Genomic DNA, 12,070 nt, shown 5'->3' with positions numbered 1-12,070 from the left:
GACTGCGGCACCGCGCAGCCCCCTCCACCACGCGGCGCCGACCGCGTGGCTTTGCTCACGCGAATTCCCTTGGTCTGAACTTTACGTGCGGCGAAATGGGTGACGCGAGGGGCGGGCGGTAACGATGTGGGAACAGGCGCCCCATTGTGGGTGTTTCACCTCGGTCTGCGGGCCTCGAAGAGGTGGCGGGTGCTGTACGCCACGAACGGACCCCGCGCCTCGATCCGTTCGTGCAGCGCCCGCAGCCGGGGCTCGTACGCCTCGACGGTGAACCCGGGGACCATCCAGACCACCTTGCGCAGGAAGTGCACGACGGCGGCGATGTCGTGGAACTCCATGCGCAGGCGTTCCGCGCGCAGGTCGACGACCTCCAGACCGGCCGCCCGCGCGTCCGCGCTCTCGCGGTCGGGGTGGCGGGCGGCGCGCGACTCCTCCGGCTGGGGCCCGAGGAAGTACTCGACGAGTTCGAAGACGCTGCCGGGCCCGACGTGCTGCGCGAAGTACGTCCCGCCGGGTTCCAGGACGCGGGCGATCTCCGCCCAGTGCGGGCGTACGGGGTGCCGGCTGACGACGAGGTCGAAAGCGCCGTCGGCGAACGGCAGCGGCGCGTCCTCCGGGGAATCGACGACCACGACGCCACGCGGGCGGAGCAGTGCGGTGGCCCCGGCCACGTTCGGCGGCCAGCCCTCGGTGGCGGCGAGCAGCGCGGGCGCGGCCCCGGCCCGGCCGAGCGCGAAGTCGAGGACCTCCCCGCCGCCGGTCTGCACGTCGAGCACGGCGCGGGCCCGGGCCAGCCGGGCGGCCATCGAGACGGCGTACCCCCAGGAGGGCCGCTCTTCGGTGGCCCGGCCCGCGAACCACGAGAAGTCCCAGCCCTCGGTGGGAACGGCGGCCCCCTCCGCGACGAGGTCCTCGAAAGAGCGGGCGGGACGGTGCTGACGGTCTGCCATACAGGTGATCGTCCCCGAAACCGGCCCCCCGCCGCCTCCCATATACGGGCGCGCACCTCCTCGGACGTCCTCTCCGCCCGCCCCACCCCTCACGCCACCGCGAACGCCCCCAGCAGCAGCCCGGTCAGGGCCCCGCCGAGCATGAACGGCCCCAGTGCGATGGCCGACTTGCGGCCCGCCCGGCGCAGCACCACCAGACCCAGTCCGTAGCCGGCGCCGTAGAGCAGCCCGGCGAAGGCGCCGACGACGAGAACCGGCCAGCCGTACCAGCCGAGGGCCGCGCCGAGCGCCAGGGCGAGTTTGACGTCGCCGAAGCCCATGCCGGCCGGGTTGACGAGGAACAGCACGAAGTACGCGGCGCCGAGGGCGAGTCCGCCGAGCAGGGCGGTGGGCCAGGAGCCCGCGGCGCCGGGCAGCGCGGCAGCGGCACCGAGCAGGGCGACGGTCGCGGCGGCCAGCGGCAGCGTCAGCACGTCCGGGAGCCGGTGCACGCGGTGGTCGACGAGCGCCAGCAGCACGCCGACCGGCGCGGCGAGCAGCCAGACCGCCAGCTCGGGGCGGGGGCCGGTGGCGGCGGCGAGCGCGGCGCAGACGAGCGCGGTCACGACGGCCACGGCCCGGGCGCGCGGCCCGTACGGTCCGCATCCGGCCACCGCGCCCGTGCAGCGGGCCCGGCCCACCCAGCCCCCGAACGCGCCGGTGATCGGATGCCCGCCGGGGCACAGGGCGCTCCACGCCTCCCCGGCGCCGACCGAGAACCGGTGGGCGGCCCGGGGCAGCAGCAGCCCGGCCCCCGCACCCCACAGCGCGGCCACGACGGTCACAAGTACGCGCACGCCGGGGACCCTAGCCGCGGCGTGCGCGCGGGGCATGGGCCCGTGGACCCATGCGGGGCCCACCGTCCCGCCGATACGGTCGGTCGGCAGGGCACAGGATTCGGTGGGAGGGCGGCTCGGCATGGGACGACGCCGGCGTGACGGGCGGGGCAGGCTGATCGTGCACGGTTCGGCACCGGTGACGGTCCCGCTGGAGCTGGCGACCTCCTACCGGGCCCGCACCAAAGGCCTGCTGGGCCGTGACACGGTCGACGGCGCGATCCTGCTCTCCCCCGCCAACAGCGTGCACACCTTCCGCATGCGCATCCCGATCGACGTCGCCTACCTCGACCGCGACCTGCGCGTCCTCACCGTCGTCACCATGAGGCCGAACCGCCTGGGCCTGCCCCGCCCACGCTCGCGCCACGTACTGGAGGCGGAGGCCGGGGCGATGGCGGGGTGGGGGCTGCGGGCGGGGGTGCTGGTGACGGTGGAGGAGACCGAGTAGGGGGCCGAGGCCCGGCGGGGGCGTCACCACGGAACGTTCCGGGGACGGCGGTGCCACCACCAGCGGTCCGCCTTCCCATCCGCCGTGTCGTCCGCCGCGCGGTGAGCGACCTGTGTTTCCTGTGTTTCCTCGGTGTGCTCACGGAAGATCAGGTCGAGCCGGGCCACGGCGGACCGCAGCGCGTCGGCGCCGGGCTCGTCGACATGTCCGACGACGTCCGCGAGGTCGTCCCGGGCCTCCAGGTCACGCCGGAACAGGTCCTCCCGGTAGCGGCCCGAAGGCCGCCACCCGGATTCCAGTCTGCGGCACAGCCTCTCCCACACCCGCAGTCCGTAGTGCAGGTGTCCCTCGACGCTCGCCACCGGGCCCGTGGGCCGCCCGGCGAGGACGGCGTCGGACAGGGGCGTGTCGACGGGCTCCCGGTCCAGGATCTCCGGGAGCGTCTCGACCACCGCGTCCGGCAGATCCGCCACCGGCTCCTCCACCGCCTCGACGCGGTACGCCGTGTCGTCCTCGGCGTCCAGCGCGTCCAGGCGGCACCTGACCGAACGACCGTCAGGCGTCGCCACCCAGTAGGCACTCGGCAGTTCGACCTCCGCAGGGTGGAGCACGGAAGTACCCGCCCTCGCCGCGAGGCCCTGCGCGAGCCCTCCCTCCGTGAGGCGTCCGGCGGTGCCGTCCTCCACCGTGAGGTCCAGTTCGAGGGCGAGGTCACCCGGCGGCAGCCGGCGGTAGGTGCACAGCACGGGAGCCTCCCAGTGCCGCCCTTCCTGGTCGCCGTCCGCGTCGGCCACGTCCACCGCGTCCTCCGGGACCGCCAGCAGGTCGGCCAGGGCCCCTCGAAGACGGGCCGGCGCCGGCGCCGCGACGGTGAAGAGGTTCGCGATCACTGGTACGTCCCGTCGTAGATCTCCTTGGCCTTCTGCACCTTCGCGGGATTGTTGACGAACTTGGGGTCGCGCTGCAATTGCTGCGACTTGCTCAGGTCGCCCTTGTTCCGCGCGATCTCCTTCAGGGCGGCGTACTCGATGCGGTCCAGCTCGACCAGTCCCGGACCGGACTTGGGGAAGACCGTCCCGTTGGCCTCCACCTCGTACTTGCGGCCGTTGATCTCGTAGGTGTTCCCGTCCGGCGACAGGTTCGCCCGGCCCTTGGCGATGCCCTCGATGTCCGAGCGTACGAGGTCCTCGTTGCCCCTGAGGATCACCGTGTTGCGCTCCTTGACCTGACCGCCCGACGCTCCGCTGATCGTGTGACGCTTGTTGGGGAACTTGAGCGTCTTCCCGCGCGCCGGGCCGGGAACGTCGTCCCCCGCCTGCCACTCGTTGGCCGGCCTGCCGCTCTCGCGCCGCGCGTCCTCGGCGGCCTCGTCCGCCTCGTCCGCCTGCTTGCGGGCCTCGGCGGCCTCCTTCTTCGCCTCCTCGTCGCAGTGGCCCTCGGCGAGGATCACGTAACGGGGACCGCCCGCGGCGAGGACGGTGGTGCCGGCGCCTCCGCCGAGGCCGCCGCCGCCCTCGTAGGGGATCCGGCGGTCGGGTGCGGCGATCGTGCAGCCGGACTCGCGTGCCTTCCGCTCGGCCTCGTCGGCCGCCTCGTCCGCCTTCTTCGCGGCCCGCTCGGCGCCCTCGACGTCACCCGCCTTTGCCGCCTTCTTGGCGTCCTCCGCCGCCTCGCCGGCCTGCTCCGCGAACTTGCCCAGCTTGCCGAGCTTCCCGAGTTTGCCGAGGTCGCCCACCTTCTCGACGACCTTGCCGATGTCGTAGCCGGGGATGAAGAGGGAGCCGATGTTCCAGACGACGTGGGAGACGGCGCGGGTCTTCTCGCCGTTGTTCCAGTCCTCGGCCACGTCGTCGCCGATGAACACGTCCCACAGAACCGTCCCGCCGGTGTTCAGCGAGGCCCCGCCCCAGTCCCAGATGGCCCCGAAGTAGTCGCCGTCCGACCACTTCTTCCCGGCTTCCTTGGAGTCCTCCAGCCAGTCCTGCCCGAGCTGCTTGCCGTAGTCGGCGATCCCGCTGAGGGTGTCCTTCGGGTTCGTGACCATGTCCCAGATCCCGGTGACGTCCCCCCAGACACCGTCGACGAAGATCCCCTCACCGAGCTGCTTGAGCTGATCCCCGGCACACCCGAAGAAGGCACCGAAACCGGAGAAACAGCCGTCGTCCTTCTTCTCGTCGGGGCTGCTGGTGTTGTCGGTCTTGTCGGATTCGGTGGTGCGGGTGTCTTCGGTGGGCGGGGTGTCTTCGGTGGGCGGGGTGTCTTCGGTGGTTTGGTCGCCGCCGGTGGTCTGGTCGCCGTCGTCAGTGGTGGTGCCGCCATCGGTCGTGTTGCCACCGCTGGTGTCGCCACCGGTCGCGGTACCACCACCGGTCGTACCGCCGCCGCTGGTGTCGCCACTGGTGCCGGCACCGCCACCGGTCGTGCCGCCGCTGGTGTCGCCGGAGGCGTGGGTGTCGGTGCCGTTGCCCGCCGGGGCCGCGCAGCCCGTCCCGACGACCTTGCAGACCTGGGCCTCGATGCTCACGAAAATCTGCGTGCCGAGACCGCTGAACACCAGTGCCAGCACGATGGCGGCCACGATCGCGACCAGGCCCACGTACTCGACCGCGGTCTGCCCTTCGTCCCCCCGCCGCCACCGGATCATCCGGGCGAACGAGAAGGGACGGCGCTCGGCCCGCGCCGGTACCGGGAGTTCGTACCACTGCCGGGTCTCGGACTGAAGCAGGAAGTAGAGGATGAGGATGGGCAGGAAGAGCTGGATGCCGCCGCGGGCCGAACCTCCGGTGAGGTTGGCGAGCCCCCCGAGGATCAGCCACACCTGTACGCCGATCAGCGCCCACCGGATCCGGCCCCCGCCCTCCCAGCTTCGCCGGGCGAGCCACCAGCCGAGCACCCCGGGCGCGGCGGCGTACGCGACGAGGGCGATGACACCGCCGTCGAGGGCGCCGTACGACCCGGCCGTCAGCAGCAGACCGATCCCGCCGAGCACGGTGGCAACGAACAGTGCGTGCACGAGCACCAACGCCGCCGACAGCGACCGTGGCATGTGCCCTCCCCCCGGTTGGCGCACAACTCCGCCCGAGGTTAGGGAACGACCACCCGCCCAGCATGGGCCCGGAGACCCAAACGGACACCCAATCAGCGCTTGGGCAGCGCGGCCCGCTCACGCCGGGTACGCACGGGTTAAACCGCAGTCACAGGCGGCGAGTTCGCTCGGCACCTGCGACTGGCGGCGCACGCCGTCAGTTCTGGTTGCGGGGGAACGTGACCTCCACTCGGCGGTTCTTCTTGCGGCCGTCCTCCGTGGAGTTGTCCGCGATGGGGTACTGCTCGGCGTAACCGCGTACGTCGAAGGTGATGTTCGGGTCGTTCAGCTCCTGGGAGAGGACGTCCTGGACGGCGTTGGCGCGCTGCTTGGACAGGACCACGCCGTGCGCGTGGGTGCCGAGGTTGTCCGTGAAGCCGAAGACGCGGACCTGGCTCGCCTTCTGCTTCTTGATCTCTTGCGCGATCGTGTCGATCCGGGCCTTCGCCTGGTCGCTCAGCTTCGCGCTGTCCTTGGCGAAGAGCACCTCGGCCTGGAGGGCGAACGTCACGTCCGTGTTGGTGTCCTCACGGCGTTCCTCACCGCCCTGCTCCTCGACCACCGACTTGATGTCCAGCACCTTGGGTGCCGCGAGGGTGGCCCCCTCGGGCAGTTTGAGGTCGGGGTCGCTCGGGTCGACCTTCACGGGGGCGGAGGCGGAGGGCTCGGTGCCCGGGGGCACACTGGGGCCACTGTCCGCGCGAGCCGCCACGGCACCGTAGAGGTTCGCGGCGACCATGACGCCGGCGGCTGTGAGGGTCAGGGTGAGACGGGTGTGGGTCATGTCGGGCCGCCTCAGCCAGAGATCTCGATAGTGCCGCTGGAGAAGGTGGGCAGTTGCAGCGTGACTTCGGCGGTGTTCGACGGTGGGGACGGGAACTGCATGAAGACGGGGATGGTTTGGCCCGACTTCACAGTGGTGAGGTCAGTCGTGGTGAGAGGCCGCCCGTCGGTATCACGCAACACGTAGTAGCGCTTCCTGCCCTGGGAGTCCACCAGTGTGGCGCCACCGAGCGAGGTTCCGTGCTTGAGGATCTCTGTCTCGTCCCCCCTGACAGAAACCGGAACCACAACGGTCTTGCCGCTGTCGTTCTTCAGGTTTCCGTTTACGGTGACGAAACCGCCGGAGTCACGGTTCGCGGAAACCACCTGGAGGAGCAGTCCGTCCGGCCCCTTCAGTTCCGCCAAGGGAGTCTCTGACTGCCCCTCCTGAGCACTCGGTTTGGATCCGCCGCCCTTGGATGCGGACGCCGACGCATCCGGCTTCTTGTCGTCACCACCGCCGCAACCGGCCGCACCGATGGCCAACCCCGCCGCCACAGCCAACGCGACCATCCCCCTGCGGGCCTTCGCAGTGAACCGAGTGCTCATCGCTCTGCTTCCTTCTTCTCTCGTCATTCGCTTTTCAGTCGGCCAGATGGACGTTGAAAAGGTCTCGGGGCTCCGGGAGGTCGGTGAGGTGCTTCGGGTCCAGATCCCAGTACCTGTTGTTCTTGCAGGTGAGGCGTGGCAAAACATCGGTCCCGGCGTCTGCCGCCAAGGGTTTGAAGGTACAGAGCGGCTCAATCACAGCCCTGGCACGTGCCTTCGAGTGTTTGCTCGCGGTGATGGGAACGACCGATTTCCCCATGGGCTTGTTGGTCTCGACTCTGACCGTGTAAGCCAGCAGACTGCTCGTCCCGCAGTCCAGCACATGGGCGTGGTTCTGCTGGGCCAGTTGATAGGCCCGCCAACACGACGGCTGGAGCCCCTGACCGTAGCCGTCGAAAATGTTCTGCCACTTGTCCGGGTCGAGGACATCCTTCGCCCACTCGCCCGCGAGTTGGTCCCGGGTGTCCTGGGCCGCCGCGAGTGCCGCCGCGTCGGCCGCCGTCTGTGCACCGCTCCGGTTCACCGTTGCCTGACCGACCGCGAAATAAGCGAGAGCAAGAAAGAGCAGGCCCCCCACCACCGTGATGTAGATGGGGAAGGCCTGCCCTGCGTCGCCGTACGGACGAGGTCGCGTCAATTGCCGACCTTGTCGATCAGCCCGGTGATCTTCTCGAGGATCGTCGAGCCGATGCTGGTCCCCGTGATCGCCAGCACGATCGCCACCACCACCGCGATGATGCCCAGGTACTCGACCGCGGTCTGCCCCCTGTCGCCGGCGCGGCGCTGCATCGCCTCGACCGTGGTGTTCTTCCAGCCGTTCACGCGGACCGCGGTCTTCAGCATCAGGTCGCTCATGGTGTTCCCCTCCGGGTTCGGTCTCGGTGCCGCTTGCGACACCGGAAACGTATGCCGGAACACCCCGTCCGCCAGAGGGTCCCCGGGCCCAATCCCGGGCCCAAAGAGAGACCCAGCCCCGCTTCCCCCGTACCGTCGTCATCACGCTTCACCCCAGCCCTCGCGACGAACCCGGGGCCGTCCCCAGCCACTTGGCGGCGGCCTCGGAGCGGCTGGTGCTGTGCAGCTTGGCGAAGATGCGGTTGATGTGGTTCTTGACGGTCTTCTCGCTGATGAAGCAGGTGGCGGCGATCTGCTGGTTGGTCATGCCGGACGCGATGAGGTCCATGATCTCCGCCTCCCTCGCGCTGAGTTGGAACCTCGACCTGTCGACGGCGGCCGGACGGCCACCTGTCCACCCAGACGAAGACTGTCCCACATCCGGTTGCAACTGCGAAAGATGCTGGGTGGAAGTGGCTGATTCATGGGACGCTGGGAAGGTGTGATCGTGTGCAATCGCACCCTCCACCGGCTGGTCCCGGCGCAGTCGGGCCACCAGGGCGCCCGCCGCCGTAGGAGTGAAGTGGGGCCTGCCCTCCTTGATGTCACGTACGGCGGTGACGAGTTGGTCGGCCGTGAACTCGCCGTGGACCAGGTAGCCGCCCGCACCCCGGCGCAGGGCCTCCTGGACGATCTCCGACTCGCTGCTGTAGGTCAGCATCATGACCGGGGCGATCCGGACCAGGTACGGCAGCGCGGAGAGGCCGTCCACGCCGGGCATGCGGACGTCGAGCAGGACGACGTCGGGACGGTGCTGCTGGGCGGCCTCCCAGGCGGCGCGGCCGTCGGCGGCCTCGGCCACCACCGTGATGTCCGCGCGGCCGGAGAGCAGGGCCGTCAGGCCGGCGCGGACCACGGGGTTGTCGTCGGCCACGACGACGCGCAGGGGCACGGCAGGTGCGGGCTGTGGGAAACCCTCGAAGGGGTTGGGAGTCGTCTGGTCCGGCACGGCGGCGGCCTCCTCTCTGGTTCGTGGAGCAGGGATGGATGGTCGGACGGTCATACGGTCGGTGTCGTCAGGGCTCCCAGGGGCAGTTCGAGGCGGACCTCCGTTCCCTTGGGGTGGGCGCCGCGGCCGATACGGATGCGGGCGCCGACCGAGGCCGCCCGCTCGACCATGCCGACCAGGCCGAAGTGGCCGGCGCGGCGCAGTTGTTCGAGGCTGGTGCCGGGCGGCAGTCCGCGGCCGTCGTCGTACACGCTGATGCGCAGCAGGTCGCCGTGGACGCCCGCGCGCACCTCGACGTGGGTGGGCTCCGCGTGGCGGTGGGCGTTCTCCATCGCCTCCGAGGCGATGGTCAGGAGCTGGCGGGCCACGGCCGGCGGCACCGGCGGCACGCCGGGCTCGCCGATCGGGCGGTAGGCGGCGGACAGACCGGTCCGGGACGCGAAGTCCCGGGTTCGGGCGGCGAGTTCTACGAGTACGTCGGTGCCGTGGTCCGGGTCGTTCTCGCGGCGCAGGTCGGTCAGCAGTTCGCGGGCCTCGGCGGCCGCCCGGCGGGCCGAGCGGGCCACCAGTTCCGCCTGCTGCTTCACCAGAGCCGGGTCCATGCGGTCGGCGCCCGTCGAGCCTGCCAGGCCGTCGGCGGCCATGGCCACGCCGTGCAGGGTCTTCGCCACCGAGTCGTGCATCTCACGGGCCAGGCGGGCCCGTTCGGCACCGACCGCCTCCGTGACCGCGAGGCGGGCCTGGACCGTGGTCAGGGCCTGGGTGGCCTCGCCGAAGCGGAGGAGCAGGTTGCGCAGGGTGACTCCGGCGGCCCCCGCGATGACGCACAGGCCGGGGAGGAGGGTGGCCTGGGCCAGGTCCGGGGACAGTTCCTTGGAGCTGGTGGAGACGACGAGCAGGATCAGCGACTGGAGCGAGGCGAACAGACCAGCGCCGCGCCAGCCGTAGACGAGACCGGCGAGCAGGGGGGTGCAGACGCTGACGTAGGCCAGCGTGCTGTCCGGGCCCGCCGCGATCAGGAGGAGGGCGCCGAAGAGGGTGTCCAGGGCGAGGAGAGTGGGATGCCGCAGGAGCAGGGGGCCGAAGCGTTCCCAGTCCCGGAACAGGACGTACGAGCCCATGAAGGTGACGACGACCGCGGCGCTGACCAGGCGGGTGGCCAGGCCGGGGGCGGCGTTGAGAAGGGCGACCGGGGCGGAGAGGGCGATCATCGCGAGGCGGAAGGCGAAGACATAGCGGCACATCGCTTGCAGCGCGCTGATCTGCAGTCTTTCCGGCTCCGGGGCGGATCCCTGCGGGAGCTGCGCGGGGACTTCGGCCTCGGCTTCGCCTTCGACCGGTATGTGGTTCCCGCCTGCACCACTCGTGCGGGCATCGCCGCCGGGTGCAGGCGGCCCCGATGGGCGGCCTGCGCCGTCGGGTGCAATCCGTCCACCCGGCGGCTTCGCCGGCTCCCACCCCGGCGGCAACGCCGGCGTCACCGACGTCACCGGGATGTCCGGCGCGCCCGTGCGGACGTGGGCCGGGAGGACCGTGCCCGCCGGAGGGGTGGTGATCTCGGGGATCCTCGGGCGGCGGCGCAGCAGCCCGGTGCGTTCCTCCGTCGTCGCCATGTCCTCGTCGCCCCCCTACTCGCCCGTACCCGTGAGGGAGCCGAAGTCCACGCCCGAGCCGAGGATCAGGCCCGCGCCGAGGAGGATCATCGTGGCCGGGACCATGAACGTGGTGATCATCATGGTGGCCTTGGGGACCGCGCGGGCGGCCTTGCGGCGGGCGTTCTGCGCGTCGGTGCGGCGCATGTCCTTGGCCAGGGAGACGAGGGTGTCGACGATCGGGGCGCCCAGTTCCTCGCCCTGCTGCAACGCCGTCACGAACATGGCGACCTGTTCGGAGTCGTTCCTGCGCCGCAGCTCCGCGAAGGCCTGACGGCGGCTCATGCCGAGGTCCATCTGGCGCAGGGTGATGCGCAGTTCGTCCGCCCAGGGGCCCTCGTACTTGTCGGCGACGCGGTCCAGGGCCTGGCGGAAGCCGAGGCCCGCGCTCACCACGACCGCGAGCACGTCGAGGAAGTCCGGCAGCGTCCGCTCGATCACGTCCTTGCGGATGCGGATGGCCGACCAGATGCCGACCTCGGTCCAGAAGGCGCCGAAGGCGAGCAGGAGCAGGGCCATGAAGAGCTGGCCGCGCATGAGGAACACCAGTCCGCCGAGGCCCCCCAGGAAGCCGTAGACCGCGCGCCGGGCCGCGTAGCGGTCGATCGTGAGGCCGCCGGGGTTGCCCGCCAGGTCGATCTTGCGGCGGTACCTGGCCACCCTCTTGGGGCCCATCAGGCGCAGCACGGCGGGGGCGTAGCGCATGCCGAGGCGGTCGACGAGGGAGTCCACCGCGCCGGTGCGGGTGGAGCCCACCTCCAGGGCCAGCGCCAGGTCGTCGGGCAGCCGGGCGTCGGCGCGGTACATGCGGATGCCGGCGAAGACGCCCCAGACGCCGAGGCCCATCACGAGTGCGAGCAGCAGTGCCATCCCTCTTCCCTCCTTCCGGGAACCCGGCTAGACGTCGATGCGGGACATGCGGCGGATGAGGACGAAGCCGACGGCGTAGAGCGCGAAGGCGATGATCACCGCGCCCTGGCCGATCGGGGAGGCGGTCATGCGGTCGAGGGCGCCGGCCTTGACGCCGTTCATGAGGAACAGCGCGCCGACGCCCAGCACCGGGACCGCGTAGGAGGTCATGTTGACCTGGGAGAGCTGGGTGCGGACCTCTCGGCGGGTCTCCTTGCGCTCCTCCAGGGTCTCGGTGAGGTTGCGCAGGGCGCTCACCACCTGGCCGCCGGCCCGGTTGGACAGGACCAGGGTGGTGACGAGGACGACCAGCTCCCGTGAGGGCAGGCGGTCCGTGAGCTCCGCCAGTGCGTCGTCCATCGACGCGCCGAGGGCCAACTGATGGGCCACCTTGGCCAGTTCCTCGCCCGCCGGGGCCTCCAGCTCCTCCGCCGCCATGCCGATCGCGGTACGCAGGGCCAGGCCCGCCTGCGTGGCGTTGGCCAGGATGCGGGCCAGTTCGGGGAGTTGGTTGATGAACTTCTCGATGCGCTTCTGACGCTGCCAGTTGAGGAACTGCACCGCCGCCCAGATGCCGAGCAGCCCGGCCAACGGGCCGAAGAAGGGGGCCAGGGAGGCCTGGCCGATCAGCCAGAGGGCGGCCACGGTGGCGAGCATGTAGACGAAGAACTCGCCCGGGGTGACGTCCAGGCCGGTCGCGGCGAGCCTCAGCTCCAGCCTGCGGCCGAGTTTCGTACGGCGCAGTCGGCGGTCGAGGTTGGGGAAGCGGCGCCGGCGGCCGACCGGGATCTGACCGGTCTGGGAGAGCCGGTCGACGAGGGCCGCACGCTGGGCCTTGCCGGAGGTGTAGGCGTGCAGGCCGGCGACGGCCAGGACGCAGGTCAGCAGGGTGACGCCGGTGGTGAAGGTGACGAGGGTGCTCAGATCCATGGGGACG

The 12,070-nt window shown here is 71.1% G+C and carries 13 protein-coding genes; 1 reads left to right on the top strand and 12 read right to left on the bottom strand.

Annotation, left to right across the window (positions count from 1 at the left end; genetic code table 11):
- Window positions 1–155: 155 nt before the first annotated feature.
- The gene (locus ACIQFZ_RS01485) at window positions 156–950 is read right to left on the bottom strand and encodes a methyltransferase domain-containing protein (protein ID WP_365418193.1); all 795 of its coding nucleotides are present in this window, start codon (window positions 948–950) and stop codon (window positions 156–158) included.
- Window positions 951–1,039: 89 nt separating this feature from the next.
- Window positions 1,040–1,822: a prepilin peptidase gene (locus tag ACIQFZ_RS01480; protein WP_383130651.1), complete on the bottom strand. Its 783-nt coding sequence runs from the start codon at window positions 1,820–1,822 to the stop codon at window positions 1,040–1,042.
- An 85-nt stretch (window positions 1,823–1,907) separates the two neighbouring features.
- Here ACIQFZ_RS01480 and ACIQFZ_RS01475 point away from each other — a divergent pair, with 85 nt between their 5' ends.
- Complete coding sequence (locus tag ACIQFZ_RS01475; RefSeq protein WP_365774032.1) at window positions 1,908–2,273, top strand: DUF192 domain-containing protein; 366 nt, start codon at window positions 1,908–1,910, stop codon at window positions 2,271–2,273.
- 23 nt (window positions 2,274–2,296) lie between these two features.
- On the opposite strand, the gene ACIQFZ_RS01470 is transcribed toward ACIQFZ_RS01475, so the two are convergent.
- From ACIQFZ_RS01470 to ACIQFZ_RS01425, 10 genes are all read right to left on the bottom strand, one after another.
- Window positions 2,297–3,163, bottom strand: coding sequence for a hypothetical protein (locus ACIQFZ_RS01470; RefSeq protein WP_365418185.1), 867 nt, complete (start codon window positions 3,161–3,163; stop codon window positions 2,297–2,299).
- Complete coding sequence (locus ACIQFZ_RS01465) at window positions 3,160–5,319, bottom strand: hypothetical protein (protein WP_402690369.1); 2,160 nt, start codon at window positions 5,317–5,319, stop codon at window positions 3,160–3,162. The genes ACIQFZ_RS01470 and ACIQFZ_RS01465 overlap by 4 nt, the downstream gene beginning before the upstream one ends.
- Window positions 5,320–5,515: 196 nt before the next feature.
- The gene (locus ACIQFZ_RS01460; protein ID WP_402690368.1) at window positions 5,516–6,142 is read right to left on the bottom strand and encodes an OmpA family protein; all 627 of its coding nucleotides are present in this window, start codon (window positions 6,140–6,142) and stop codon (window positions 5,516–5,518) included.
- Between the two features lie 11 nt (window positions 6,143–6,153).
- Window positions 6,154–6,729, bottom strand: a complete 576-nt coding sequence (locus ACIQFZ_RS01455; RefSeq protein WP_402690367.1) for a hypothetical protein — start codon at window positions 6,727–6,729, stop codon at window positions 6,154–6,156.
- A 34-nt stretch (window positions 6,730–6,763) separates the two neighbouring features.
- Complete coding sequence (locus ACIQFZ_RS01450; RefSeq protein ID WP_402690366.1) at window positions 6,764–7,366, bottom strand: pilus assembly protein TadG-related protein; 603 nt, start codon at window positions 7,364–7,366, stop codon at window positions 6,764–6,766.
- The gene (locus tag ACIQFZ_RS01445; RefSeq protein ID WP_384090927.1) at window positions 7,363–7,584 is read right to left on the bottom strand and encodes a Flp family type IVb pilin; all 222 of its coding nucleotides are present in this window, start codon (window positions 7,582–7,584) and stop codon (window positions 7,363–7,365) included. Before ACIQFZ_RS01445 ends, ACIQFZ_RS01450 begins: the two co-directional genes overlap by 4 nt.
- Before the next feature lie 148 nt (window positions 7,585–7,732).
- On the bottom strand, window positions 7,733–8,572 hold the full coding sequence (locus ACIQFZ_RS01440) for a response regulator (protein ID WP_402690365.1): 840 nt from the start codon (window positions 8,570–8,572) through the stop codon (window positions 7,733–7,735).
- 50 nt (window positions 8,573–8,622) lie between these two features.
- A complete protein-coding gene (locus ACIQFZ_RS01435) occupies window positions 8,623–10,185 on the bottom strand; it encodes a histidine kinase (protein WP_402690364.1) in 1,563 nt (520 codons plus the stop codon).
- 15 nt (window positions 10,186–10,200) lie between these two features.
- Entirely contained in the window at window positions 10,201–11,094 is an 894-nt protein-coding gene (locus tag ACIQFZ_RS01430) for a DUF5936 domain-containing protein (RefSeq protein WP_365418163.1), read from the bottom strand.
- A 27-nt stretch (window positions 11,095–11,121) separates the two neighbouring features.
- A complete protein-coding gene (locus tag ACIQFZ_RS01425) occupies window positions 11,122–12,063 on the bottom strand; it encodes a type II secretion system F family protein (protein ID WP_402690363.1) in 942 nt (313 codons plus the stop codon).
- Window positions 12,064–12,070 lie beyond the last annotated feature (7 nt).

Source organism: Streptomyces sp. NPDC093064 (assembly GCF_044754605.1).
Taxonomy (GTDB): Bacteria; Actinomycetota; Actinomycetes; order Streptomycetales; family Streptomycetaceae; genus Streptomyces.
Note: the sequence above shows the minus strand (reverse complement) of the source record. Positions and strands in the feature narration are given on the sequence as shown.